Raw genomic sequence first — 26,457 nt, forward strand, 5'->3', positions numbered from 1 at the left:
CCTGTGGCCAACCTCCGGCCAACAACCGCAGATGCTCGTAGGCCGACCCACTATTCATGCAGCTTAGCGGCTAGCTAGGACACCTGAACAAGGTCGTGTTACGAGCTCAAATGCGATCCGCCTGCCTTGCATATATAACCTCGGGCGCGCCATTTCGCCAACCTACCGAGCCCTCATAGCGGTGAAGTCAACCTTTGTCGGAAGACTTGTCTCGTCAGCTACGAGTCGGTCCATTGCAACTTCCCACACGTCGCGATCAAGCTCTGGCAATGCGTCGAGAAAACTGAACATAAATCTCTGCTGAACGACATCATGCGCGAGAAGGATTTGCATTGCAATATATTCCGGGTCAAGTAGCCCAGCCTTCACAGCTGCCGTGAGAACCTCAATTCTCGCAGAGAAATCTTCGTCATCCCTGCATGGCTCGAAAGAGCTGACAATAAGACAGACTGCACTTCTATGCCGAATGTCAACCGAGGCACTATTTGAGATTTTTCTCCACTCGCGAGAGATTACGCCACGATCCCCCTTAGAGATGGCACTTAGCTCTGAAGTGCAAAGCGCAAGTCCGAGTTCAACTTGAGAAAAATCATTCACCCATTCTCTATAGATAGTAGACGGGGCGTGTGGCATCCAAACAGAACGGGGATTATCTCCCAGTGCTTGATTGAGCCATGCTCCGGTACCTTTTGGAAGTTTCCGCGCGCGAGTTAGCCAAGAAAGGTCCACATGGCCGAGTCCCGCCATGGCGATCTCGGAAAGTCTCATGAGGCTTTCAACCTCTGCTATTCCAACTTGTCCTCTATCCAAGACGCGCGCAGCGCTAACCGTGAGCTGAGCGATCTGTGACCTTACATAACGAGGCGAGGCTGAGAGCAGTAGGGCCATGTCAGCTAGGTAGCCAGAGGTAACTCCTTTGCGTCCGCTGGCAGATGGCGGGTCGAAACTTCGTCCTAGGCTTGCCGACAAAGGAAGATACGGGAGTTGGCCGCGAACGCTTAGATTAAAGCTCTGTCCTAGGCGTTCAAGTGGGATTGGTTCCTGCCATGAGGCCTCAATCTGCCGCCAAATGTCAGCGTCCCCAACTTGGGATGGATCTCCGAGAGAGTCTCGGGGTGTAACCTCATATGCCACATCTTGGAGCGCCGCAAAAATCGGCCAAGGAAGAAACCAGTTGCTCCAAAGCGTTTCGAATCCAGATACGTTAACCGAAATAGCAGCTTCCTTGAGCGATGTGGTCGACGGCTCATCATGAAATCGCTTTACGGCATGCATCCAATGGTCAACAGGAACCTCATTCAGATCAATGTCACGCCAAACTTGATGATCTTCAAAGCTTGAGATGTTGCAAGTGAGCCTGCTGCCACCAACTACGAGTGATGGTGAAATGGTTCCTTGATTCGAAGGGTGCTCATAGGCGGAAATGAAATTAGATACCCATGTGGGGCCTGCATTAATCTGCAAAGGCCGAGAATAAGGGCGCCTCCACCGAGCGGCTAGAAACATTGGGAGATCCTGAATAGGAACATCTAGAAGACGCTCGGCCGAAACGCTAAGCAGTTCCGGTGAAGAAACTTCGAAGGCAAGCCCAAGGACTCTGCCTTGTGCCCGCTTGTCCATTCCTGCATAGATCGTATCAAGAGTCGTCTTGGCCCATGCGTCACCCCTGGCAGTTAGGTCAGCCAGAAAGATAAGAAGGTTCTCACTCGTCCGCTTTCCTTCAATTAGCCAATTTTCAACGTTCCCCTTGGCGGTTTGGAAGCCGCTATCGGATAGGGCTGGAACGAGCCGCTCAATATCATTGATGGACGGCAAGCCGAAGAGCTTCACGGCTTGGTCAACCAAGACAGCCTCATGCTTTGGAGCCTTCACCATACCGTCAGCCAAGATATCCAATGCGAGACGCGAACCTAGAGCCAAACGACGAGTGGGCGCCTGCGGATCTTTTGTGTGAATGTTCAACTCGGCCACAACGGCAGTCACTGAGTCGCGTAGATGACGTCTTTCGGCATAGATTTTACCCACTGCAAATAGAAACACATTTCGCCAGTGAGAACTTGAGCTAATCAAGCTAAGGCGGTCACGAACTTCCTCATCGCTAGCTGACATCAAAGCATCTGCGGCCCAGAATTCCTGTAGCGATCGGATCTCAAAACCGACTTCACCAGCGCGAGACGGAACCAGGAAGACGAGGCGATCTGTGGCCGCGAGACTAATTGACTTGGTAAGCGAATTAAGCGATCCTCCTGCGTGTCCCTCACTTTCGAGGCGCTGTCGGATTATAGTGCTAAATTCCTCAATTGAAATCCTGGATTCCGTGTCCCCAGACCGTTCGCTTCGCGTTTGAAGCAAAAGACCCACGTCGGCATGAATGGTATCAATGTCTGCTCTATGGTCCCGGAGAAGGTTGGTTGCGGCTCCCTCCTTCTCTAGCTCCCGCTCATAGATAACTCTGTAGTAATCCTTGAAAAGAGTATACCGATCCTTTGGTGCTTTTCCCATTCTGTCAAGCAGCACTGCCATGATTGTGACCTGAAGTGGCGATGACATTAGGCGTGCCGTTGATACTTCCTCGGCTGCCTGATTCAATCGATGCATGAGCCTCGTGGACCGCTCCGAATCGGCACCATGGCGAGCAGTAGCCAACTTTCCGGCATAGTGAAGCGCACGCTCTTTTCCGAGAGGCTTTAGCTCCAAGTGCATAAAATTGGAGGGAGAAAATTCCTCCGTGTATCCCTGAGGGCGCGTAGTGGCAATCAGCATCACGTCAGCAGAAATTTCGTCAACGTCCATAAGAAATTCGTTGATTGCTGACAACACTTGATCCCGGTTGCTGGAGGCCGGCACTTCATCGAGGCCGTCCAAAAGAAGAAGCCAAGGGAAGGTTGCGAGCCATTCACGGAGGTCTTGTGGGGTGATGTTGACGTCGGAGGAATCCGAGGCGCGCGCAGCAATGAATTGCAAAAGTGACTTTGCGTGACCATGTGCCAAGTCGTCTGCAAGTTGAGTGAGTGGTACTTTTACCGGCCATCGGTGAGAATTCGGCATCAAGCTTTCGCGCGCTGCCTGCTCAGTGATGAGCTTTACTGCCTGCGCAACTTCCGTGGAGCGCCCCACGGAAGTTCCCTCAATGAGCCGCGCCCGGTAAATCTGGCAAAGGAACTGACTTACAGTGCTCTTGCCTTGACCAGGCCCTCCTACAAGGACGTATCGACCATGACTTCCTTTTCTCCGGTCAGTCGTGCTCGAAGACCCCCTCTTATCGCATGAATGGACAAGGCCTCGTAGTACGTGAGCGTGCGAGGCTGAGTTACTCGCGCCCGGAGGACCCACAGGCAAATCGATGAATACCTCCGCGAGAGGAATCTGCAAGTCGTCCGCAGAGCCGGCTTGATCCAAGTTAACGTGGAGATCGCGCACCAGCTCTTTCGCTAGATATCGTAGTAGGCCTTTGCCGACCTCTTTCTTGCGTGCCGAAAACTGGGAGTACAGCTCTGCTAGCACATCGCCGGGGAGAACCCATGCCGCATAACTTGTGCGGATCTGGGGGTGGATCTCTAGCAACCGATTTACGGTTTCCCCGTGCCAGACATGCCACTTCTCAATACCCAGTGCCTCGCACTGTGTCTTGAGTTCCTTTTCTACCCGATCAATACCACCCGTGTTCGGTACTCCCGATAGTGTAACGTTTGTCGCAAGAATGAGGCAGTCTGGTTTCCTGGCTCGCTTAGCGGAAGTCTTCCAATCCTTTAGTTCATTGCGAATCTGGCTAATTAGCCAGGTTGCATCCTTTCTTGGCGTGGTGAGATTTTCGCAGTACTTCGCCTGAAGCACCCCGTATCCATCCACGGTCGGGCCGTTCCTGCCCAATCTGACAGGACCCTCGAAGGTTGCTTCTCTCCCGCCGTCTGGGCCAGGGCCGAAGACACTCAGAGCTGAACCGATTTCGGCAAGGGCTAGGGACTGAGTGAGGTTCTCGAACTCGCGAGACCCTAGCTTGGAGAGATCAAACTTCATGGCGGCATTATGGCCGACACGTTCGTTCTTTGCTGGGTTTTCGGAAGAGAGACTGTCCTGTGGTAGCCCAGATGACGTCGGACGCCGCCTTGGAGCTGTCCCGTAGGCGATCTACCACGTGTTCGTTGACCTGCCTATTTCTCCCTGTCCCTCCTGGGACGCCCCTGGGCAGTCCGAGGAGTGCCGACGACGACCAACAACGGCCAGAGGCAACCGCAACCGCGCAGTTCTCCAGTGGGGTGCTGACCAACGCCGCATCCCCGCAGCATGTCGGGTCGATATCAGCGCCTGTGGACGCCGGGCGCGCTGTGCTCTGGTCGCAACCTCAGGAATCCCAAGATCAGGACGAGACGCGGACGGTGTCCGGCTAACAGATACCTAGAGGGTGTGAACCGGCAGGTCGGACGGCATGTAGTCGCGAGATCTTGGGTGGACTGTAAATTTGCCGGGCCCAGAGCTGGGCCGTCCTCCGGCCGCGCGAGGGCGCCAAAGACAACCGCCAACGGCTGACAACGGCCAAGGGGGCGCGGCAGGTTGCCACGCCCCCTTGTTATGTCTGTGCAGCTAGACCCAGGTGCCCAGCATCTGTGGGGAGGGGAGCGCAAGGTGGTCAAGGTCTCTGGTAGGGCTCGTCTTCGGTGGAACCCGGCCTTCTGGTTGGGCTCTTTGATAGTCGCGGGCATGGTCTTCGTCCCTACCTGGTTGTGGGGAGCGTTCTCCGGTGGCCTCGATGTGGCGGAGACTTGCGCTCTTGGGGAGGGGCAGCCCTTCGACGCGAGCTACCGGCAGGGGCTTGGGCCGCAGCCGTCGGGTCCGTTCCCTTTGCACAACATGTGCAACGCCTCGTATGACCTCGTTCCAGGCTGGGTGAATCCGACGCTTGCCTGTCTGGCTGTCATCGTCACCGGGTCTCTGATCGCGACCGTCGTGACAGGTGTCGTTCAGCTCAGGCGTGCGCTCTCCGGGCGTCGAAGCGGAGAGAGGCCAACTGCGTAACGCCGCGATTGTCCTCGAAGACAACGTGGGGCGGGTGTGGGGCCAGCATGCTCGGGTCGTGGACAAGCCCGGCTCAGAGCGGGTCTCCCACACCGTCTGTAAATCTGCCGGGGTCCAGAGCCGGGCCGTCCTTGGGCCGTCCGAGGGTGGCCCACGACAACCGCTAACGACCAATAACGACCACGAGGGCGCGGCTGACAGCCGCGCCCTCGTGGTGTGTCTGCCCAGCTACACCCAGGTGTCCAACCACATCCGCGACCGCCACTGATCAATAGGGATCGCCGTCCCCGTGTACAGCGGCCAGAAGTAGATGAAGTTCCACGTGACCAGCAGGACCAGCACGCCTGCCCCGACCGCGCCCGCGACCCGGCGGGTGTCGCTGGAGCCGGGTGGGCCGATGACCGCGCCGATCAGCATCGCGACCGCCAGGCACAGGAACGGGAGGAAGACGATGGAGTAGAAGAAGAAGATCGTGCGGTCCTGGTACATGAACCAGGGGAGGTAGCCGGCCGCGACGCCGCAGGCGATCGCGCCCGCTCGCCAGTCGCGGCGGAACGCCCAGCGCCACAGGACGTACAGGAGCGCGAAGCAGGCCGCCCACCAGAGGAGGGGGGTGCCGATCGCGAGGACCTCGCGGGCGCATTTCTCGCCCGCGCTCGCCGGGCAGCCGTCCGCGCCGGGGGACGGGGACTCGTAGAAGTACGAGACCGGGCGGCCGTCGACCAGCCAGCTCCAGGGGTTGGACATGTACGTGTGCGGGGAGTGCAGGCCGACGTTGAACTCGTAGACCTCATGCTCGTAGTGCCACAGGCTGCGCGCCCAGTCGGGCAGGTAGTGGCTCCAGAAGCCGCCCTTGCCGTCGGTCGCGGCCCAGTTGCGGAAGTAGCCGCCGGTGCCGTTGGCCGGGGAGAGGATCCAGCCGAGCCAGGAGAGGACGTAGACCGAGATCGCGACCGGGGCGGTGGAGACGAAGGCGAGGCCCACGTCGTGCTTGAGGACCGCGGCGTACGGCTTGCTCGCGCCCGCGACCTTGCGGGAGCCGACGTCCCAGAGCACGGCCATCACCACGAAGGCGGCGGCGTAGAACATGCCGTTCCACTTGGTGGCCATCGCGAGGCCGAGCGTCAGGCCGGCCATCCAGCGCCAGGGGCGCCAGCCGAGGGAGAGGGTGTCCGCGATGTGCGCGTCCGGGCGGACCCGGCCGTCCGCGTCGACCGGCAGCGCCGCCGCGAGTTTCGCCCGGGCCCTGTCCCGGTCCAGGAGCAGGCAGCCGAACGCGGCCACCACGAAGAACATCAGGATGCCGTCGAGGAGCGAGGTGCGGGCCATCACGAAGGCCAGGCCGTCGAGCGACATCATGACGCCCGCGACGCAGCCCAGGAACGTGGAGCGGAACAGGCGGCGGCCGATGCGGCACAGCATCAGGATGGCGAGGGTGCCGAGCAGCGCCGTCATGAAGCGCCAGCCGAAGGGGTTGAAGCCGAAGATCAGCTCGCCGAGGCCGATGACGTACTTGCCGACCGGCGGGTGCACGACATAGGCCGCGTCGGTCGGGATGGGGATGTGACCGTTGTGCTGGAGGATCAGGTCGTTGGCGTTCTTGTCCCAGTTGACCTCGAAGCCGCGGTGGACCAGCGCCCACGCGTCCTTCGCGTAGTACGTCTCGTCGAATATCACCGCCTTCGGGCTGCCCAGGTGGTAGAAGCGCATCACGCCGGCCATGAGCGTGACCAGCAGCGGGCCGCCCCAGCCCGACCAGCGGTTGACGCGGTCGACGAGCGCCGGTGAGAAGCCGAGCGCCGCCCACAGCCGCGGGCTGGGCTCCGCGTACGGCGGCACCAGCCGGTCCCGTACGTCGCTTCTGGGCCCCGCCGTGTAGCCGAATCGGCGCAGCCGCTGCTGCCACGACGGCCGCTGGTCTTGCGGGGCCTGCCCTTGCCGGGTGTCCGTGGAGTCCATGGACGACGCTGTACTGGTCACCGCGCCATCGTAGGGAACAGGTCTGTGTGAGTCCCGCCTCTCTCCCCTGAGAGGATGGAAACGTGACAGTTGCTCCCGGAACTCTGGTCCTTGCCGGCACCCCCATCGGCGACATCGCGGACGCCCCGCCGCGCCTCGCCGAGGAGTTGGCGGGTGCCGACGTGGTCGCCGCCGAGGACACGCGACGGCTCCGGCGGCTCACGCAGGCGCTGGGGGTGCAGCCCAAGGGGCGGGTCGTGTCGTACTTCGAGGGCAACGAGGCGGCGCGGACACCGGAGTTGGTCGAGGCGCTGCTCGGCGGCTCGCGCGTGCTGCTGGTGACCGATGCGGGGATGCCGTCCGTGTCCGACCCGGGGTACCGGCTGGTCGCCGCCGCCGTGGAGAAGGACATCAAGGTCACCGCCGTACCGGGACCGTCCGCCGTGCTCACCGCGCTCGCGCTGTCGGGGCTGCCGGTGGACCGGTTCTGCTTCGAGGGGTTCCTGCCGCGCAAGGCCGGCGAGCGGCTGTCGCGGCTGCGGGAGGTCGCCGGTGAGCGGCGGACCCTCGTCTACTTCGAGGCACCGCACCGGCTCGACGACACCCTCGCCGCGATGGCCGAGGTGTTCGGCGCCGAGCGGCGGGCCGCCGTCTGCCGTGAGCTGACGAAGACGTACGAGGAGATCAAGCGCGGCCCGGTCGGTGAGCTGGCCGAGTGGGCGGCGGAGGGTGTGCGGGGGGAGATCACCGTCGTCGTCGAGGGCGCTCCCGAGAAGGCCGAGGAACTCGGTGCCGACGAGTTGGTACGGCGGGTGCGGGTGCGCGAGGAGGCGGGGGAGCGGCGTAAAGAGGCGATCGCCGCCGTGGCCGTCGAGGCGGGCGTTCCCAAGCGCGAGGTGTTCGATGCGGTGGTGGCGGCGAAGAGCGCGCAAAAACCCGTTTGAGGGCACGCGGGACTCCCGGTGGGCATACGGGAGATTCCTGCGGGGCGCACGTGAGATTCCTGTGGGGCGGTACCCGCGAACTTCTGTCGGACTTTGTGCGGGAACCGTTGTCGCCGGGCTTCGTACACGAAACCCCGCCGCGCCGAGCCTCGCGCGAGAAACCCCGCCGGGGTCGCACGGAAACCCCATCTGACCTGCGGCGAAAGTTCCTCTGAGCGAGGCGCGCCTCCCATGAGCGCGCGCCCCATGGCGGGGCAAAGCGCGGTCACGAAGTGCAAAGCCAGGACCGCCTTGACGGGGCGATTCGACAAGGAAAGTCCAAATCGCCTCCAACAGTCGACAGGACTGATGCATTCGCCCTGCCGGAAGCGTCCACTGGACGAAGGGACGCACCCGTCCCTCGCCTCCAAGGGGATTCCGGGGGGAATTCCCCAGCCGGGGCGCTTGTCCAGCGGAGAGCAAGCAGGAGCTGGCATGAGTGAGATCGCAGGGCAGACCGGCGTCCGTGGCGCTGCCACGGCCGTGGTCAACGAGTCGTACTCCTTCGCCTGCATGCGGTGCGGGCACGGCTGGGAGCAGTCGTACGAGATAGAGCACCACGTCGACACCGACGGCCACCAGTTCGTGATGTACGTGGCGGAGGGTCAGGTCGTGCCGTCACCGCTCAGCCGGCCCGCCTGCCTCAACTGTGACGGGCATGTCGTACGCATCATGCGCGCGGGCCAGGTCTCGTCGGTACGGGAGGCCGCGCAGCGGCAGTACCAGGCGCCGCGGTCCCGGGCGGCGGCAGTTGCGGACGCCACGGCCGCGGAGGACGGCGACGCCGCCGTGACCCCGCTGCCGGAGCGCGAGGACCACCACTGGCACCTCTCCGACCTCCTGCACCCGTTCCACCGCAAGGCGAGCTGACCGGCTCCGACGACCGGGCGGGCATGCCCCTTTCGTAGGATCGGGGCATGCCTTCCTCCAGAGACAGCGACAGCGGGCGCGGCGGCGATAAGAACGCGGCGCCGCCGCTCCCGGAACCCCTCCGGGTGGCCGTCGCCGACTCCCACACCCACCTCGACATGCAGTCCGGCACGGTGGACGCGGCGCTCGCCAAGGCCGCGTCGGTCGGCGTCACGACGCTCGTCCAGGTCGGCTGCGACCTGAAGGGCTCCCGCTGGGCCGCCGAGACGGCCGCCCGGTACGACGCCGTCCACGCGACGGTCGCCCTGCACCCGAACGAAGCCCCGCGCATTGTGCACGGCGACCCCGACAACTGGTCCCGGCAGGGCGCGCGCGTCCCCGGCGGCGACAGCGCCCTCGAAGAGGCCCTCGCTGAGATCGACCGTCTCGCCGGACTCCCGCAGGTCAAGGGCGTGGGCGAGACCGGCCTCGACTACTTCCGCACCGGGCCCGAGGGCAAGGCGGCCCAGGAGAAGTCGTTCCGCGCCCACATCGAGATCGCCAAGCGGCACGGCAAGGCCCTGGTCATCCACGACCGCGACGCCCACGCCGACGTCCTGCGCGTCCTCAAGGAGGAAGGCGCCCCCGAGCGCACGGTCTTCCACTGCTACTCCGGCGACGCCGAGATGGCCGAACTCTGCGCCCGCGCCGGGTACTTCATGTCCTTCGCCGGCACCGTCACCTTCAAGAACGCCCAGAACCTGCGGGACGCGCTCGCCGTGGCACCCCTGGAGCTGGTCCTGGTGGAGACCGACGCGCCCTTCCTCACCCCGGCCCCGTACCGCGGACGGCCCAACGCGCCCTACCTCGTTCCGGTCACGGTGCGCGCGATGGCCGCCGTGCGGGGCATCGAGGAGGACGAGCTGGCGACGGCGCTCGCGGCCAACACGGCCCGGGCGTTCGGCTATTGAGAGTCCTCACGACGTTTCACGGCCTCATCGAACACAACTCTGGGTAGCCGTGCCGCTTTGGAGAGTGACGGTCACTCCGCTAGGTTCTGTTGGCCCGATCCGGACCCCCGTGGCCTTCTGGAGCGTGTCGGCGTGAGCAACTACGAGACCTACGAGACCTACGAGACCTACGAGACGTACGACCGCGGTGTGCGCGCCGACGCGTACACCGACGGGCCCACCGAGGTGTACGAGGACACGTACCGCCCCGCCTACGAGGCGTACGAACCCGTGTTCCCGCGTCAGACGGGGACCGTCCCGCCGGAGAGCGAGCCACCGGCCCGGCACGGACGGCGCCGAAGAGCCGAGCGCTCGGACCCCGGCTCCGCGATGCGCCGGCTGGTGCCGCAGGCGCTGGTCGTCGCGTTCCTCGCCGGCGGCACCACCGCGTTCGTCGCCAAGGACAAGGCGATCGAGCTGAACGTCGACGGCAAGCCGCGCACCCTGCACACCTTCGCCGACGACGTCACCGAACTCCTCGCCCAGCAGGGCGTCGACGTAGGCGCCCACGACGTGGTGGCCCCCGGCCGCGACGCGCCCCTCGCCAGCGGCGACGAGGTCGCGGTGCGCTACGGCCGCCCCGTGCGCCTCACCATCGACGGCCACCGGCGCGAGGTGTGGACCACGGCCCGCACGGTCGACGGAGCCCTCGAACAACTCGGCGTACGGGCCGAGGGCGCCTACGTCTCCACCTCGCGCTCCCAGCCCATCGGCCGCGCCGGACTCGCCCTCGACGTCCGCACCGAACGCACCGTCACGATCATGGCCGACGGCCGCGCCCGTACGATCCGCACCAACGCGGCGACGGTCGGCGAGGCGGTCCAGGAGGCCGGTATCGGCCTCCACGGCGAGGACACCACCTCGGTCCCGCCCACCAGCTTCCCGCGCGACGGCCAGACGATCACGGTCCTGCGGGTGACGGGGACGCGCGAGGTCCGCGAGGAGGCGATCCCCTTCAAGGTGGAACGCTCCGACGACCCCACCCTGTTCAAGGGCACGGAGGTGGTCGAACGCGCCGGCCGGCCGGGCCTGCGCCGGGTCACCTACACCCTCCGCACGATCAACGGCGTCAAGGAGAAACCGCGGCGGGTGGGCGACGAGCTGGTGCGGGAGCCTCGCTCGCAGGTCGTGAAGGTAGGCACGAAAGCGATGCCCACGTCGGTCCAGGGCGCGGACCAGTTGAACTGGCACGGCCTCGCGACCTGCGAGTCCGGCGGCCGCCCCGGCGCGGTGGACCCGTCGGGCACCTACGGCGGCCTCTACCAGTTCGACACCCACACGTGGCACAGCCTGGGCGGCAGCGGACGCCCCCAGGACGCGAGCGCGGAGGAACAGACGCTGCGGGCGAAGAGGCTGTACGTGCGACGGGGTTCGAGCCCGTGGCCGCACTGCGGGACGAGACTGAACGGCTGAGGGCTGGGGGATAGGGGGGCGCAGCCCCCATCCCCCAGGGGCGCGGGGAACTGCGCGACCAGCCACAGCGGCCCCGCAGCCGAATGACGGCCAAGCCCAGCGCAGCGGCCCCGCCCCGTAACCTAGGGACGTGAGCAGCAACCCCGACGCCCTACTGGGCCCCGCCGAAATCCGCGAACTGGCGGCAGCCCTAAACGTCCGCCCCACAAAACAGCGCGGCCAGAACTTCGTGATCGACGCGAACACGGTCCGCCGCATCGTCCGCACCGCGGACGTCCGCCCCGACGACGTGGTGGTGGAGGTAGGCCCCGGGCTGGGCTCACTCACGCTGGCGCTCCTGGAGGTCGCCGACAGGGTCACCGCCGTGGAGATCGACGACACCCTCGCGAGCGCGCTCCCGGCGACGATCGCGGCCCGCATGCCCGACCGGGCCGACCGCTTCGCGCTGGTGCACTCGGACGCGATGCAGGTGACGGAGTTGCCGGGCCCGCCCCCGACCGCGCTGGTGGCCAACCTCCCGTACAACGTGGCCGTACCGGTCCTCCTGCACATGCTGGAGCACTTCCCGACCATCGAACGCACTCTGGTGATGGTCCAGGCAGAGGTCGCCGACCGGCTGGCCGCACCGCCCGGTTCCAAGGTGTACGGCGTCCCGTCCGTCAAGGCGAACTGGTACGCCGAGGTCAAACGCGCCGGCTCCATCGGCCGCACGGTCTTCTGGCCCGCCCCGAACGTGGACAGCGGCCTGGTGGCGCTGACCCGCAGGCCGGAGCCCCTGAAGACGACAGCTACGAGGCGCGAGGTCTTCGCCGTGGTCGACGCGGCCTTCGCCCAACGCCGCAAGACCCTCCGGGCGGCACTCGCGGGCTGGGCGGGGTCGGCGGCAGCGGCGGAGGTGGCACTGGTGGCCGCCGGGGTCTCGCCGCAGGCGCGGGGCGAGTCGCTCACGGTCGAGGAGTTCACGCGCATCGCGGAGGCCGCGTCATCCCGGGGGACGACCCCCGAACCCCCGAAGGAGCAGGGTCAGCAGTGAGCGTCACCGTCCGCGTCCCCGCCAAGGTCAACGTCCAGCTCGCGGTGGGTGCCGCGCGGGCCGACGGGTTCCATGACCTGGCCAACGTGTTTCTCGCGGTCGGCCTCCACGACGAGGTCACCGTGACCCCCGCCGACGAACTCCGGGTGACCTGCGCGGGCCCGGACGCGGCCCAAGTCCCCCTGGACGGTACGAACTTGGCGGCTCGGGCGGCCGTAGCACTCGCCGAGCGGTACGGGCACGACCCCGCCGTGCACATCCACATCGCCAAGGACATCCCCGTCGCCGGGGGCATGGCGGGCGGCAGCGCGGATGGCGCGGGCGCGCTGGTGGCGTGCGACGCGTTGTGGGGCATCGGTGCCTCGCGGACCGAACTGCTCGACATCTGCGCGGAGTTGGGCAGCGATGTGCCGTTCAGTCTGGTGGGCGGGGCGGCGCTCGGCATCGGGCGGGGCGAGAAGCTGACCGTCCTGGAGACCGGCGGCACCTTCCACTGGGTGTTCGCGATGGCCGGGCGCGGGCTGTCCACCCCTGCTGTCTTCCGGGAGTTCGACCGCCTGGGCGCGGGCACCGACATCCCCGAGCCGGTCGCCTCCCAGCCACTCCTCGACGCGCTCGCGAAGGGCGATCCGGACGCGCTCGCCGCCGCGGTCTCCAACGACCTTCAGCCCGCCGCCCTTTCGCTCTTCCCGGAACTGGCCGACACCCTCGCCGCGGGCCGCACCGCGGGCGCCCTCGCCGCACTCGTCTCCGGCTCGGGTCCCACGACGGCGTTCCTCGTCCGCGACCCCGGTTCGGCGGCGAAGGTCGCGGAGGCGCTGACAGCCTCCGGCACCTGCCGGACAGTCCGCACGACGACGGGCCCGGCGCCGGGAGCGACCGTCCTCGACGTGCCTTCGGCCTGACCGGAGTCTTCAGTTCGACCGACCCCCGCCCCGCCCCCCGTCCAGTTCGACCCGCCCTCCCCGCCACCATCTCCCCGCCAACGGCGCGACCAGCCACAACGGAGCCGTAGCCGAAAGGCGGCACTTCGTGGCGACGACACCGCGCCTGACCTGCCCGGATCGGCAGCCTTCCGTCGCGCATTACTCTGGGAGGCTGACCGTCCCCCCTGTCAGGAGAGAAATGGCCGTCAACCTGGTCAATGTCGAGAACGTCAGCAAGGTGTACGGCACCCGTGCCCTGCTCGACGGCGTCTCGCTCGGTGTCTCCGAAGGGGACCGGATCGGGGTCGTGGGCCGCAACGGAGACGGCAAAACCACCCTGATCCGGATGCTCGCCAAGCTGGAGGAGTCCGACACCGGACGCGTCACCCACTCCGGCGGACTCCGCCTCGGTGTCCTCACGCAGCACGACTCCCTCGACCCGGAGGCGACCGTCCGCCACGAGGTCATCCGGGACATGGCCGACCACGAGTGGGCGGGCAACGCCAAGATCCGCGACGTGCTGACGGGACTCTTCGGCGGGCTCGACATGCCTGGCTTCCCGCAGGGACTCGACACCGTCATCGGCCCGCTCTCCGGCGGCGAGCGCCGCCGTATCGCGCTCGCCAAGCTGCTCATCGAGGACCAGGACCTGGTCGTCCTCGACGAGCCCACGAACCACCTCGACGTCGAGGGCATCGCCTGGCTCGCCCAGCACCTGCGCGAACGCCGTTCCGCGCTCGTCTGCGTGACCCACGACCGCTGGTTCCTGGACCAGGTCTGCACGCAGATGTGGGACGTGCAGAAGGGCGACGTCTTCGAGTACGAGGGCGGCTACACCGACTACGTCTTCGCCCGCGCCGAGCGCGAGCGCATCGCCGCCACCGAGGAGACCAAGCGGCAGAACCTGGTCCGCAAGGAGCTGGCCTGGCTGCGCCGAGGGGCCCCGGCCCGTACGTCCAAGCCGCGCTTCCGCGTCGAGGCCGCCAACGAACTGATCGCGGACGTACCGCCGCCGCGCGACACCAGCGAGCTGATGAAGTTCGCCTCCTCGCGCCTGGGCCGTACGGTCTTCGATCTGGAGGACGTGACCGTCCAGGCCGGGCCCAAAGTCCTGCTGAAGCACATCACCTGGCACCTCGGCCCCGGCGACCGCGTCGGCCTCGTCGGCGTCAACGGCGCCGGCAAGACCTCCCTGCTGCGCGCCATGGCCGAGGCCGCCCGCAGCGACGGCGACACCCAGCCCGCGGCCGGCAAGGTCGTCGTGGGAAAGACGGTGAAGCTCGCCTACCTCTCCCAGGAGGTGGCCGAACTCAAGCCCACGCTGCGGGTGTTGGAGGCCGTGCAGCAGGTGCGCGAGCGCGTCGATCTCGGCAAGGGGCGGGAGATGACCGCCGGGCAGCTGTGCGAGACGTTCGGCTTCAACAAGGAGAAGCAGTGGACGCCGGTCGGGGATCTGTCCGGTGGTGAGCGGCGCAGGCTGCAACTCCTCCGTCTCCTCATGGACGAGCCCAACGTCCTCTTCCTCGACGAGCCCACGAACGACCTCGACATCGAGACCCTGACCCAGCTGGAGGACGTCCTCGACGGCTGGCCGGGGTCGATGATCGTGATCTCGCACGACCGGTTCTTCGTCGAGCGCACCACCGACAAGGTGTACGCCCTCCTCGGCGACGCTACCCTGCGGATGCTGCCGCGCGGCATCGACGAGTACCTGGAGCGGCGCCACCGTATGGAGGAAGTGGCCGCCGCTGCCGTCCCCGTCGTGGAGAAGTCCGCACCCGCCGTGAGCGCCGCCGACCAGCGGGCCGCGAAGAAGGAACTCCAGAAGATCGAGCGGCAGTTGGACAAGGTCTCCGAGAAGGAGGCCAAGCTGCACACCCAGATCGCCGACAACGCCACGGACTTCGCGAAGGTGGCCGAACTGGACGCGAAACTGCGGGACTTGAGCGGCGAGCGCGACGAGCTGGAGATGCGGTGGCTGGAACTCGCCGAGGACGCGTGAAGGGTGAGTGAAGGCGCATAACGGCGACGTCACGGGCCGGTCCTCCCTTGGGAACAGGGGTGAACCGGCCCGTTCCTCATGGACAGCTCAGTGATAGAAAGGGCCGTCTGAGAACTGTCTGAGCACTGTTGAATACGACTCTGGGTCCTTCGCGAACCTCAGGGCGTGGCTAAAAATCAGTGAACGAGGGGGAGCCGCTGATGACTCAGCCGCCCGAACAGCCGCCGTCCGGTGGTTACGGAGCGCCGCCGAACCAACCGCCACAGCCACCTTCGGGCGGCTTCGGGGCCCCGGTTCCGCCGCAGCCCGGCTACGGCTATCCGCAACAGCAGCAACCGCAACAGCCCGGCCCCTACGGCTATCCGCAGCAACCCGGACCTTATGGCCAGCCGCAGCAGCCGGGGCCGTACGGTCAGCAGCCGCCCTACGGCGGGTACGGATACCCGCCGCCCCCGCCCCAGTTCACCCCGCCGCCCCCCGGCGGTGGCTCCCGCAACCCCTTCAAGGGGCGGCCCGCGCTGGTGATCGCGGCAGCGGTGGCGGGGCTGTTGGTGGTGGGCGGCACGGTGTGGGCGGTCACGGGCGGCGGTGACGACAAGAAGCCGGTGGCGGAGAAGAGCGACAGTCCTCGGCCCTCCGGCAGCGGCGCCGCCGACGACCCCGCCAACCCCGGCGACGGCAGCGGCGACGGCCGTTCCGACCCCGAGAACCTCAACGAGGGCCGTAAGTCCGGCGAGGCGAAGGTGCTCTGGTACAAGGAGGCGCCGGACGCGCCCGGTTCCGGCGCCGACGCCCCCGGTATGTGGATCACCGGCAAGACGGCGGTGAAGGCGGCGTACAAGGAACTCGTCGCGTACAACGTCGGCAACGGCAACCCGACCTGGCCCACGGTCACCTTCCCGCAGAAGATCTGCGCGGTCACCCCGGCGAAGTCGGACGACGGCAAGATCGTCGTGGCGTACGAGAGCGGTGTCAGCGACAACGCCAAGTGCAACCAGCTCCAGCAGCTCGACCTGAGCACCGGGGCGAAGGGCTGGACGGCGGTCGTCCCGGACGGCGGCCTCTTCGACAGCGCGCTCAGCATCGGGCTGTCGGTCACCGGCAAGACGCTCATGGTGGGCCGCTCGGAGTCCGGGATCGCCTACGACATCGACACCGGCAAGAAGCTCTTCGAGAAGAAGAAGTACGGCGCCGCCTGTTTCCCGGGAGCGTTCGCGGGCGGCGCGAAGCTGATCTCGGTCGCGTCCTGCGGAGCGGGCTCCTCCACCGAGCACGACGAGGTGCAGGAGCTGGACCCGGCCACCGGCAAGGCCAGGTGGACCAAGTCGATCCCCAAGGGCTGGACGGTGGACCACGCCTACTCCGTGGACCCGGTCGTCCTCTACATGACCGACTCCGACCACAAGCACTGGAACATCTCGACGCTGAAGAGCGACGGTTCGGTCCGCTCGCAGGTCGACTCCAAGGCCGCGTTCGCGCCCTCCTGCGGTTCGTCGTTCATCGACAACGACCTCCAGAGCTGCCAGGGCGTAGCGGTCGACGCGAGCACCCTGTACCTCCCGACGGACGCGACGACCGGCGCCAACCAGATCGTCGCGATCGACCTGGCCACCGGCAAGGAGAAGTGGCGCGTCAAGTCGCCCGCGGACGAGTCGATGCTCCCGGTCAAGGTCGAGGGCGGCAAGCTCCTCGCCTACGTCGACGCCTCCTACGACGCGGGCGGCCAGATCGTGTCCGTCCCCACGACCGGCTCCTCCCACGCGACGACGAAGCTGCTGCAGATGCCCGCCGGCACCGCGCAGATCGAGTCCAGCTTCTTCTCCCGGGACATCGACTACGTCGACGGGCGCTTCTACATCTCGTCGACCCGGCTGAACGGCAATGACGACACGAAGGAGAAGTTGATGCTCGCGTACGGCAAGTGAGACCCCGACTTCTTCCCGCCCCGCCGTCCTCCCCGAGGTACTCGTCATGACCCAGCCCCCACCGCCCCCGCCGAACCAGCCCCCGTCGGGTGGCTTCGGCCCACCCCAGGACCAGCCCCCGCAGCAGCCGCAGACCCCGCCGGGCTACGGCCACCCGCAGGCGCCTCCGCCCCAACAGCCGGTCTACGGCTACCCCCAGGCACCCCAGCAGCCCCAGGGCCCGCAGCCGCCCCAGGGCCCCCCGCAGGCCCCGCCGCCCGGCTACGGCTACCCGGGCCAGCAGCCGAACCCGTACGCCCAGCCGCAGCAGCAACCGCAGCAGCCGTACGGTCAGCAGCCCAACCCCTATGGCCAGCAGCCGGGTTACGGCTACCCGGGGCAGCCGACCATGCCGCTGCACCCGCAGCCGGGCCAACCGGGCGGCGGCGGGCGGAAGTTCGGGGCGCCCGCGGTGATCATCACCGCCGCGGTCGTGGCGATCGCGCTGATCGTCGGCGGCGGGATCTGGTACGCGTCCTCGTCCGGCAAGAAGGACGACGACACGAAGAAGACCGCGACCGCCGGCGGCTCCACGGGCGGCACGAACGGCAAGGGCGGCACCGGCGGCACGACGTCGGGCGGCAAGGAGAAGGTGCCCGCCGACACCGCCTCCAAGGTCCTCTTCCAGGTCCCGATGCCCAAGGTCGCCGACACCATGGTGACCTCCGGCTCCTGGCTCACCGACAAGGTGTACGCCAAGACCGGCAGCGCCGAGGTGGTCGGCTACAACCGCGACACGGGCGCGAAGCAGTGGACGATCAAGCTCCCCGGCCCGGTCTGCCAGGCGACGAAGCACACAACGACGGACGGCAGGACAGCCATCCTCTACGAGCCCGCCATGCCGACCAAGGACAAGCCCTCGCACGGCTGCAGCCAGATCGCCGCGATCGACCTGAACGCGGGCACCAAGCTGTGGACGAAGACCGCCAACTCCGGTGACCAGCCGATCAGTTTCGAGAACGTCACCGTCAGCGCGAACACGGTCGCCGTGGGCAGCACCGACGGCGGCGCCGCCTTCGACATCTCCACCGGCAAGGTCCTGTGGAGCCCGAAGACCGCCGACTGCTACGACGCCGGCTACGGCGGCGGCGCCAAGCTGGTCGCGGTGCGCAGGTGCGGCACGTACGACTCGCCCACCCTCCACATCCAGACCATCGACCCGGTCTCCGGGAAGGTGGTCTCGGACTACAAACTGGCCCAGGGCATCGAGTACGCGAGCATCGTGTCGACCGACCCGCTGGTCGTCGCGGCCGACGTCGGCGACAGCGCGGGCGACGGCAGCGGCATCTCGGACTTCTTCTCCATCGACAACAGGACGGGCGCCCTGCGCTCGCACATCTCGGCGCCGGGCAAGCAGTACGCGGCCCGCTGCGACGGCATCACGCGCGTCGAGTACTGCACCGAACTGGCCGTAGGGAACGACCGGTTGTACGTGCCCACCGAAGAACACGACGGTTCCGGCGACTCCTACAGCCGGACCAACGAGATCGTCGCCTTCGACCTGGCCACCGGCAAGCAGACCGGCCAGCGCGCCGACGCGGGCGACGGCTACACCGTCGTCCCGCTGCGCATGGACGGCACCAACGTCATCGCCTACAAGTCCCCGCCGTACGACAAGGGCGGCCAGATCGTCAGCATCGACGGCTCCTCCTTCAAGGAGACCAAGCTGCTGGAGAACCCGAGCACGGAGACGGTACGGAGCACGGAGACGACCTTCCTCCCGGACTACGCGGAGATCCTCTACGGGGAGGGCCACCTCTACATGTCGGCGGTCTACGCGGACAAGGCCTCGACATCGTCAACAGGCGACAAGGACTTGGCGATCGCCTTCGGCACAACAAGCTGAGTCACCACGACCCCCAGGACCCCCACCACCCCCATCACTCCCGAATGCCAGGAATGCGAAAAAGTCCGTCGATCTGGGGCACTTCTCTCCAGTAGGGGCAGCGCAACGTCGAACAAGCGTGTAGCTTCCGGGGGCATGAAGAGCGGGGGTGCTGGGGGCCCTCTGTTCTTGGGGACCGGTGGGCATCCATAGTGGGCATCCATTGGGGGGACTGGGGGGTTGCTCGATGGGAGTGCGGCTGATGGTGGTCGACGACCACCGGTTGCTCGCCGAGGCACTGGCCTCGGCACTGAAGCTGCGGGGACACCGGGTGCTGGCAGCCGCCGCACCCGCGGCGGGCGCGGCCGAGCTGGTGATCACCCGCGCCCCCGAGGTATGCCTGATCGGCACGGCCACACCGGCCGAACCGGGCATCTTCGACCCGGTGGTGAAGATCAAGCGTGAGCGTCCACAGGTGGCGGTCCTGGTCCTGGGCCCGGTACCGAGTCCCCGAGGCATAGCGGCGGCGTTCGCCGCGGGCGCGTCCGGCTATGTCCGGCACGACGAGCGCATCGAGGGCGTGGAGCGGGCGATCATGAAGGCGAGGGCGGGCGAGGCGGCGGTAGCCCCGCAGCTGCTACAGGGCGCCTTCAGCGAGCTGTTGAACCCAGCGGCCCAGCCGGACGACGAGGGCCAACGGCTCTTGCAGATGCTGACCCCGAGGGAGGTGGAAGTCCTGGTCCGGGTGGCAGACGGCGAGGACACCCGCCTGATCGCCGCGGGCATGGGCATCGCTCCGTCGACGGCCCGCACGCATGTGCAGAGGGTGCTGATGAAGCTGGGGGTGGGGTCGCGGCTGGAGGCGGCGGCACTGGCGGCGCGGACGGGGTTGTTGGACCGGGCGGGGCCGGTGAACCATTCGGCGGGGCCGGATCTGTAGGGGCGCGAGGAACCCCGCGTCACGTGGGAAGCCATGGCCAAGAGCGAGCACGGGCGAACCGACACGGGACCCCGCGACCGCGCTGCTCGCACTGCAGTGGGCCTGGGCTGTCATCGGGTCGCCCGGTGCACGCAGGCGCTACCCCTACCTGCCGTTCCTGGAGTCCCTCGGCGTGCGAACGGGACAACCATGATGGTGGATACGGCAGTCCCGCTCAGCACTCCCTTTCGGCTTGGCCGGCGGACCGTATGCCGTGGAGGAGGGCGGCGAGGGCCGTGGGGGTGGTGGTGAGGTGCGTGGTGGGGGCGTCACTTTCGCGGAGGTGGAAGGCGGTGGGGGTGGTGGCGAGTTCGATGCAGTTGTTGCCGTCGCCGCTGCCGGAGAAAGACGACTTCTGCCAGTTGTTGGGGATGGCCACGGTGCGCCTCACAGTTCCTTCGCCAGCCTATGGATGAGGTCACGCGACTGTTCCGGGTCGAGTGACACCGCCTCCACTTTACGGAAGAGCGTTCGAAAGGCGCCGAGTTGGGCTTCGGAGTCGATGAAGGCCGCGCCGTGGGGTGCGTCGCGTACCGCAGTGTCGAGCTTCGGTACGGCGCCTCCCGCGTACATCATGGCGTTGGTGGCGCCGGCGAAGTCGTCCAGGGTGAAGGGGATGACGCGCACGGTGATGTGATCCGCTTCGGAGAATTCGAGAACGCGGGTGAGCTGAGCCCGTGAGCAGGTTCGACCGCCGACCTTGATGCGAAGCGCTGCCTCGTGGATCACCGCTTTGTACGGGATCGGAGTGGTGCCCTCGATGATCGCCTTGCGATCCATGCGATGGCGTACGCGCAGTTCGAGGTCGTCGGCCGGGAGTTCGGGGACTCGGTACGAGAAGACGGCGCGGGCGTAGTCCTCGGTCTGAAAGAGCCCGGGGATGTGCAGAAACTCCACGTCGAGTCGGTAGGTGGAGTGGTAGTCCAACTCGGCGAGATCCAGGAACGGTGTGGGCAGCAGACCCCGGTACTCCTCCCACCAGCCGAGCGTCCGATCGGTCGCCATGGCCACCAGCGCTTCGATCAACTCGGTATCCGTGCAGGCGTACTGGGCGGCAAGTCGCCGTAGGCGCTCCTCGCTCACGCCCGCCGTGCCGAACTCGATCTGACTCATCTGAGCCGAGTCCGTCCCGAGCAGCGCGGCGGCTTCGCGCCCCTTGAGCCCTGCGGCCTCACGGAGTTTCCGCAGTTCCGCGCCCAGACGTTCCTGGCGTGCGGTGGGTTTTTTCCTGCGCGCCACGACTTCCTCCTCGTACCTGAGTGCCCCGCGAGGGCAACTCGTTCGAGGGGCAGATTACGGGAACGGCTCGCGTGGTCCCAAATTGTGACCGTACTGTCGGTGGTGCGACGCATACCCTGCGGATTTTCGGACCCCCGGAAGCGCACCAAACCGTCCTGCCATGACGGTGTGACAGGCCACCGCCCGTGAACCGCATCAACTCCCCACGCCACCAATGGAGTTCACGCATGCCCGAAACCGAGTCCGAGCCCGATCCCTGGGAGTACTCCCTCTCCGTCCCGCACGATCGCCGTGCCGTGACCGTCTGTCGCCGCACCCTGCGCCTGGTCCTCACCGCGCACGGTCTCATCCGGGTCGTGGACACCGCCGAACTCCTCGCGACGGAGCTGGTGGCCAACGCCGTACTGCACACCGAGGGACCCGTGATGCTCCGTGTGCGGTGGTCGGCGGGGGTGTTGCGGGTCGGGGCGTGGGACGCGGACCCCGAACCCCCTGAACCGCCGGGGCAGTTGGGGGAGCTGTTGGACGCCGAGGCGGGGAGAGGGCTGGCGCTGGTGCGGGCCTGCGCCGACTCCTGGGGGTGGCAGCCGTTGTCCAGGAACGGGCAGCGCGGCAAGTACGTGTGGTGCGAACTGGGCGTGTCCTAGGGCCAAGGACGCGGCAGGCGCCAACTCCCCAGGAGTGCGGGGCTGTTACATGTGCGGCTCCGCCACGGGGGCCCGATCAGCCATAGCCCCCCCCGGGCACCCGGCATACGTGCCGCGGCGGGTTTTGCGGAGGGGATACCCAGCGTGATCGGCAGCCGGAAGGCGGCGCCAGGACTCGCGGGGCGGTCCCGGACCTCGGCAGGGCAACGACTCGCACTGACCGACGGATCCGTCGGGCCCTGGCCGACTCCGGATGCTGTTGACGAATCCGGTGCGGCCCGGCCACCCCCGTTATGTTTTCCGCGGTCCTGCAAGAGGGCCGCTGGCCTCCGGGCCCGGTATGACTGTTGCCCCCTGTCGAAGGCATGACCTGGGGGGTGGTGTCACCGGGCCCGGGAGGTGCCGTCGGAGACGCTGATGAGAGGTCCGGCCACCGCCCGGTCCGGCGCAATGCCGGACAGCTCGCGGGCGGCAGGTCTGCATAACGTGGATGCGCGCGTACGACACCAACGCCGAGGCCGGCACGTTCAACTCCCTTGGAAGGGCGCGATGTTCGACACCGAAGACGTGGGCGTGTTCCTCGGCCTGGACGTCGGCAAGAGCTTTCATCACGGGCACGGGCTGACTCCGGCCGGCAAGAAGGTCTTCGACAAGCAACTGCCCAACAGCGAACCGAAACTGCGGGCCGTGTTCGACAAACTGGCCGCGAAGTTCGGCACGGTCCTGGTGATCGTGGACCAGGCCGCATCCATCGGAGCCCTCCCGCTCACCGTCGCCCGGGACGCCGGCTGCAAAGTCGCCTACCTGCCCGGACTCGCGATGCGGCGGATCGCCGACCTGTATCCGGGCGAGGCCAAGACCGATGCGAAGGATGCCGCGGTCATCGCGGACGCGGCCCGGACCATGCCGCACACCCTGCGCGCCCTGGAGCTCACCGACGAGATCACCGCCGAACTCACGGTCCTCGTCGGCTTCGACCAGGACCTCGCGGCCGAGGCCACCCGCACCTCCAACCGCATACGCGGCCTGCTCACCCAGTTCCACCCGTCACTGGAGCGCGTCCTGGGCCCCCGCCTCGACCACCAGGCCGTCACCTGGCTGCTGGAGCGCTACGGCTCCCCGGCCGCACTGCGCAAAGCCGGCCGCCGCAGGCTCGTCGAGCTCATCCGGCCCAAGGCCCCGCGCATGGCACAGCGGCTGATCGACGACGTCTTCCAGGCCTTGGACGAGCAGACCGTCGTGGTCCCCGGGACCGGCACCCTCGACATCGTCGTGCCCTCCCTGGCCCGCTCTCTCGCCGCTGTCCACGAACAGCGCCGGGCCCTGGAAGCCCAGATCAACGCCCTGCTGGAGGCCCACCCTCTTTCCCCGGTCCTGACGTCGATGCCCGGCGTCGGCGTCAGGACCGCCGCCGTCCTCCTGGTCACCGTCGGCGACGGCACCAGCTTCCCGAGCGCCGCCCACCTGGCCTCCTACGCCGGACTCGCCCCGACCACGAAGTCGTCGGGGACCTCGGTCCACGGCGAACACGCCCCGCGAGGCGGAAACCGCCAGCTCAAACGCGCCATGTTCCTCTCCGCTTTCGCCTGCATGAACGCCGATCCCGCCTCACGCACCTACTACGACAAGCAACGAGCCCGCGGCAAAACCCACACCCAGGCCCTCCTCCGCCTCGCCCGCCAACGCATCAGCGTCCTGTTCGCCATGCTCCGAGACGGCACCTTCTACGAATCCCGCACGCCCGCGGACGTCGAGCTCGCCGCATGACCCCAGCAAGACCGAATCACCCCAAACCCCACAGGGACGCCTTGACGAAGGACATAGAGGCACCCCCCCCAGGAAAATGTGACACTTCCCGCAAGAGTGTCACATTTTCTCAGGTGGACAGGGTTGCCCCGACCCGCTGACGGGATTGGCCAACAGCGGCCGACTCCGGCCAGGGCCCGGCGCACGAGGCGGTGAGAATCTCCGGAACCGGCCCGGTGCCGGACCCCGCTCGCCAAGACTGTCCGGGTGACGACCACCCCCTCAGACCTCTGGCACCACTACGGCCGCACCCGCGCCGAGCACGACCGCGCGGTCCCCGACACCTTCCACTGGATCTGGAACTGGAGCCAGGACAGCGGCCCGGGCCCGGAAGTACTGGGTGAACTGTCAGGGCTGGTCGTCGGAGACCTCGGCGCCTCCCCGGCGCAGCACGAGATGGCGCTCGACCTGTTCGGCCACCTCGCACCACGCCTGCACCCCGGAAGGGGAAACGTGCACGATGCGTCGGTGGGTGCTCCAGGGGCAGGTCTGGGTGAAGGTCTTGGACGAGGCCGGGTTCACCGAGACAGTCGTTGACGTGCTGCCGTCGACCGCCGAAGGACCAGGCACCGCGGACACGCTGCTGGTCACCGCAGTGCGTTAGCGACCAACACCGCCGGCACCAACCCCCTTAAGGGGCGCGACCGAGGCAGGACCACTTGCCAACTCGGCGAGCCTGGGCCCCCAAGGGGCGCGGGGAACTGCGCGACCAGCCACAGTCCACCGCACCCGGCAGCCGACCTAAGCCCCCTCTTCCTTCTCCGCGACCTCCGCCACTTCCACCGGAGGTGTCGGTCGCAGCTTCAGCCAGGCCAAGAAAAAGATCCCGAGCAGCAGCATCGCGATCCCGGTCCAGAGATTGATGTTGACGCCCTCCGCCTTGTCCAGCGTCGCCTGCGACGGGCTGATCCCGGCGATCGTGACGATGACGCCGTAGACGACGAACAACCCCCCGATGATCAGCCGTAGATCGAACAGGCGGGACGCAGTCGTGGACTTGCCCTCCAGCTCGCTGACCTCGCGCTGGACGTCGTGCTCGGAGTGCCCTGAGTGTTCGGAGTGTCCTGAGTTCTCAGACATGGTTTCTCAATCCTCCCGCGACTAGAACGAGAACGGGATGTAGCAGAGGGCGGCCAGGATCACCGCGCCCCAGCCGAGGAGCGCGGGCCGGCGGTACCACGCGTCGTCGCCCGCGGCCGGCGCCTCGGTCATGCCGGGGCTGGTCGTGCCGTAGACGAGGCCCTGGAGCTGTTCCGCGGACTTGGGCCGGGTGAACAGGGAGACGGCGAACATGACCACCGCACCGGCGACGAACCCGGCGATCGCGGAGACGAAGTTGGCACCCTGGTCGGAGGGGATGGAGATGATCCCCTGCTTGTAGATCCAGAAGTAGTTCACCATCGCGGTGACCGTGCCCGCGAGCAGGCCCCAGAAGCCGGACTTCGGGGTGGCCTTCTTCCAGAACATGCCGACGATGAAGACGACGAACATCGGGACGTTGAAGAAGGAGAAGAGTGTTTGGAGGTAGCTCATGATGTTGGAGAAGGACGAGGCCAGGAAGGCCGTGCCTACTGATGCCGCTACGCCGACCACCGTGATCAGGCGGCCGAAGCGGACGTAGTACTCGTCCTCGCGGTCCGTCACGACGTACTTCGCCCAGATGTCGTTGGTGAACACCGTGTTGAAGGACGACACGTTGGCCGCCATGCCTGCCATGAACGCCGCCAGCAGGCCCGTCACCGCGATGCCGAGGACGCCGTTGGGCAGCAACTCCTGCATCAGGTACGGGATCGCGTCGTTGTACTGGAGGTCCGAGCCGCTGGTGCCGATCTTCGGGACGAGCGCAGCCGCGACCAGGCCCGGGATCATCACCAGGAAGACGATGAAGACCTTCGGGTACGCGGCGATGAGCGGGGTGCGCTGGGCCGCGGACAGGTTCTTCGCGGAGAGGGCGCGCTGCACCTCCGCGAAGTTGGTCGTCCAGTAGCCGAAGGACAGCACGAAGCCCAGGCCCAGCACGATGGTCAGCCAGTTCGCGCCGAGCGGGTTGGCGCTGCCGATGCCGGTGCCGCCCCATGCGGTCGTGAAGTTGTGACCGTGGGCCGCGTCCAGCTTGTGGGTCAGCCCGTCCCAGCCGCCGACCTTCTTCAGGCCGAGGTAGGAGATGGGGATGAGGGCCGCGAGGATCACGAAGAACTGGAGCACTTCGTTGTAGATCGCCGACGACAGCCCGCCGAGGGTGATGTACGCGAGCACGAACGCGCCGGCGACCACGATCGCCACCCACTGCGGCCAGCCCAGCAGCGCCTCGACGACGATCGCGAGGGCGTACAGGTTCACACCGGCGATCAGGATCGCGGCGAAGGCGAACAGGATCGAACTCAGGAGGTGTGCCCACTTGTCGAAGCGGAGGAGGAGGAACTCCGGGACCGAGCGCACCTTCGAGCCGTAGTAGAAGGGCATCATCACCAGGCCGAGGAAGACCATGGCCGGGATGGCGCCGATCCAGTACCAGTGGACGGTGTACGCGCCGTACTGCGCGCTGTTGGCGGCCATGCCGAGGATCTCGGTGGCGGCCAGGTTGGCCGAGATGAAGGCGAGACCGGTGATCCACGCGGGCAGCGAACGCCCGGAGAGGAAGAAGTCGAGGCTCGTCCTCACCGATCTGCGGGCGGCCAGACCGATCCCGAGGACGACCACGAAGTAGATCGCCAGGATCGTGTAGTCGAGCCCGTTGGTGGGGAGCCGGAGCTCGGCGGCGAGGGAGGTGGGGGTCTGCAGAGTCCGCATCAAGCGCTCACCTTGGTTG

Annotated in this window: 19 protein-coding genes; 12 read left to right on the forward strand and 7 right to left on the reverse strand. The window is 66.9% G+C overall.

The annotated features are described in order from the left end of the window. Positions 1-162: 162 nt before the first annotated feature. A complete protein-coding gene (locus tag OG226_RS29320; RefSeq protein WP_329350519.1) occupies positions 163-3,117 on the reverse strand; it encodes an NACHT domain-containing protein in 2,955 nt (984 codons plus the stop codon). A gap of 2,124 nt (positions 3,118-5,241) precedes the next feature. Further along, positions 5,242-6,993: a dolichyl-phosphate-mannose--protein mannosyltransferase gene (locus tag OG226_RS29325; RefSeq protein ID WP_328682634.1), complete on the reverse strand. Its 1,752-nt coding sequence runs from the start codon at positions 6,991-6,993 to the stop codon at positions 5,242-5,244. A gap of 62 nt (positions 6,994-7,055) precedes the next feature. Between OG226_RS29325 and rsmI the strand changes: the two genes are divergently transcribed. From rsmI to OG226_RS29375, 10 genes are all read left to right on the forward strand, one after another. Further along, complete coding sequence (gene rsmI / locus OG226_RS29330; protein ID WP_328682636.1) at positions 7,056-7,916, forward strand: 16S rRNA (cytidine(1402)-2'-O)-methyltransferase; 861 nt, start codon at positions 7,056-7,058, stop codon at positions 7,914-7,916. 474 nt (positions 7,917-8,390) lie between these two features. Continuing rightward, positions 8,391-8,825, forward strand: coding sequence for a hypothetical protein (locus tag OG226_RS29335; RefSeq protein ID WP_329350520.1), 435 nt, complete (start codon positions 8,391-8,393; stop codon positions 8,823-8,825). Between the two features lie 47 nt (positions 8,826-8,872). Next, a complete protein-coding gene (locus tag OG226_RS29340; protein WP_329350521.1) occupies positions 8,873-9,775 on the forward strand; it encodes a TatD family hydrolase in 903 nt (300 codons plus the stop codon). Between the two features lie 132 nt (positions 9,776-9,907). Then, positions 9,908-11,227 (forward strand): ubiquitin-like domain-containing protein, encoded by a 1,320-nt coding sequence (locus OG226_RS29345; protein WP_329350522.1) that lies wholly within the window; start codon positions 9,908-9,910, stop codon positions 11,225-11,227. A 130-nt stretch (positions 11,228-11,357) separates the two neighbouring features. Continuing rightward, on the forward strand, positions 11,358-12,260 hold the full coding sequence (gene rsmA, locus OG226_RS29350) for a 16S rRNA (adenine(1518)-N(6)/adenine(1519)-N(6))-dimethyltransferase RsmA (RefSeq protein ID WP_328682645.1): 903 nt from the start codon (positions 11,358-11,360) through the stop codon (positions 12,258-12,260). After that, positions 12,257-13,165 (forward strand): 4-(cytidine 5'-diphospho)-2-C-methyl-D-erythritol kinase, encoded by a 909-nt coding sequence (locus OG226_RS29355; protein ID WP_329350523.1) that lies wholly within the window; start codon positions 12,257-12,259, stop codon positions 13,163-13,165. Before rsmA ends, OG226_RS29355 begins: the two co-directional genes overlap by 4 nt. A gap of 220 nt (positions 13,166-13,385) precedes the next feature. Beyond that, the gene (locus OG226_RS29360) at positions 13,386-15,188 is read left to right on the forward strand and encodes an ABC-F family ATP-binding cassette domain-containing protein (protein ID WP_329350524.1); all 1,803 of its coding nucleotides are present in this window, start codon (positions 13,386-13,388) and stop codon (positions 15,186-15,188) included. Between the two features lie 200 nt (positions 15,189-15,388). Then, positions 15,389-17,113 carry an outer membrane protein assembly factor BamB family protein gene (locus tag OG226_RS29365; protein WP_329350525.1) on the forward strand — a complete coding sequence of 575 codons (1,725 nt, stop codon included), beginning with the start codon at positions 15,389-15,391 and terminating at the stop codon, positions 17,111-17,113. A gap of 46 nt (positions 17,114-17,159) precedes the next feature. Continuing rightward, positions 17,160-18,998, forward strand: a complete 1,839-nt coding sequence (locus OG226_RS29370) for an outer membrane protein assembly factor BamB family protein (protein ID WP_329350526.1) — start codon at positions 17,160-17,162, stop codon at positions 18,996-18,998. Positions 18,999-19,224: 226 nt separating this feature from the next. Continuing rightward, a complete protein-coding gene (locus tag OG226_RS29375; protein WP_266857887.1) occupies positions 19,225-19,917 on the forward strand; it encodes a helix-turn-helix transcriptional regulator in 693 nt (230 codons plus the stop codon). A 214-nt stretch (positions 19,918-20,131) separates the two neighbouring features. Here the strand turns inward: OG226_RS29375 and OG226_RS29380 are convergent, their stop codons facing one another. Beyond that, the gene (locus OG226_RS29380; protein ID WP_329350527.1) at positions 20,132-20,347 is read right to left on the reverse strand and encodes a DUF397 domain-containing protein; all 216 of its coding nucleotides are present in this window, start codon (positions 20,345-20,347) and stop codon (positions 20,132-20,134) included. Continuing rightward, complete coding sequence (locus OG226_RS29385) at positions 20,344-21,195, reverse strand: helix-turn-helix domain-containing protein (protein WP_329350528.1); 852 nt, start codon at positions 21,193-21,195, stop codon at positions 20,344-20,346. Before OG226_RS29385 ends, OG226_RS29380 begins: the two co-directional genes overlap by 4 nt. A gap of 227 nt (positions 21,196-21,422) precedes the next feature. On the opposite strand from OG226_RS29385, the gene OG226_RS29390 reads away from it, so the two are divergent. Together OG226_RS29390 and OG226_RS29395 are read left to right on the forward strand one after the other, a co-directional pair. After that, positions 21,423-21,842 carry an ATP-binding protein gene (locus tag OG226_RS29390; RefSeq protein WP_329350529.1) on the forward strand — a complete coding sequence of 140 codons (420 nt, stop codon included), beginning with the start codon at positions 21,423-21,425 and terminating at the stop codon, positions 21,840-21,842. A 549-nt stretch (positions 21,843-22,391) separates the two neighbouring features. Next, positions 22,392-23,609 carry an IS110 family transposase gene (locus tag OG226_RS29395; RefSeq protein ID WP_329350530.1) on the forward strand — a complete coding sequence of 406 codons (1,218 nt, stop codon included), beginning with the start codon at positions 22,392-22,394 and terminating at the stop codon, positions 23,607-23,609. A gap of 387 nt (positions 23,610-23,996) precedes the next feature. On the opposite strand, the gene OG226_RS51640 is transcribed toward OG226_RS29395, so the two are convergent. From OG226_RS51640 to OG226_RS29410, 3 genes are all read right to left on the reverse strand, one after another. Beyond that, on the reverse strand, positions 23,997-24,239 hold the full coding sequence (locus tag OG226_RS51640) for a hypothetical protein (protein WP_443066918.1): 243 nt from the start codon (positions 24,237-24,239) through the stop codon (positions 23,997-23,999). A 150-nt stretch (positions 24,240-24,389) separates the two neighbouring features. Then, positions 24,390-24,728 (reverse strand): hypothetical protein, encoded by a 339-nt coding sequence (locus OG226_RS29405; protein WP_328682665.1) that lies wholly within the window; start codon positions 24,726-24,728, stop codon positions 24,390-24,392. Between the two features lie 21 nt (positions 24,729-24,749). Next, positions 24,750-26,438 (reverse strand): sodium:solute symporter family protein, encoded by a 1,689-nt coding sequence (locus OG226_RS29410; RefSeq protein WP_328682667.1) that lies wholly within the window; start codon positions 26,436-26,438, stop codon positions 24,750-24,752. Positions 26,439-26,457: the final 19 nt, after the last annotated feature.

Source organism: Streptomyces sp. NBC_01261 (assembly GCF_036226385.1).
Classification (GTDB): domain Bacteria; phylum Actinomycetota; class Actinomycetes; order Streptomycetales; family Streptomycetaceae; genus Streptomyces.

Coding starts and splice junctions, on each gene's coding strand:
- OG226_RS29365 (WP_329350525.1), top strand. CDS start 15,389: ATGACTCAGCCGCCCGAACAGCCGCCGTCCGGTGGTTACGGAGCGCCG.
- OG226_RS29335 (WP_329350520.1), top strand. CDS start 8,391: ATGAGTGAGATCGCAGGGCAGACCGGCGTCCGTGGCGCTGCCACGGCC.
- OG226_RS29410 (WP_328682667.1), bottom strand. CDS start 26,438: ATGCGGACTCTGCAGACCCCCACCTCCCTCGCCGCCGAGCTCCGGCTC.
- OG226_RS29375 (WP_266857887.1), top strand. CDS start 19,225: ATGGGAGTGCGGCTGATGGTGGTCGACGACCACCGGTTGCTCGCCGAG.
- OG226_RS29405 (WP_328682665.1), bottom strand. CDS start 24,728: ATGTCTGAGAACTCAGGACACTCCGAACACTCAGGGCACTCCGAGCAC.
- OG226_RS29390 (WP_329350529.1), top strand. CDS start 21,423: ATGCCCGAAACCGAGTCCGAGCCCGATCCCTGGGAGTACTCCCTCTCC.
- OG226_RS29395 (WP_329350530.1), top strand. CDS start 22,392: ATGTTCGACACCGAAGACGTGGGCGTGTTCCTCGGCCTGGACGTCGGC.
- OG226_RS29340 (WP_329350521.1), top strand. CDS start 8,873: ATGCCTTCCTCCAGAGACAGCGACAGCGGGCGCGGCGGCGATAAGAAC.
- OG226_RS29360 (WP_329350524.1), top strand. CDS start 13,386: ATGGCCGTCAACCTGGTCAATGTCGAGAACGTCAGCAAGGTGTACGGC.
- OG226_RS29370 (WP_329350526.1), top strand. CDS start 17,160: ATGACCCAGCCCCCACCGCCCCCGCCGAACCAGCCCCCGTCGGGTGGC.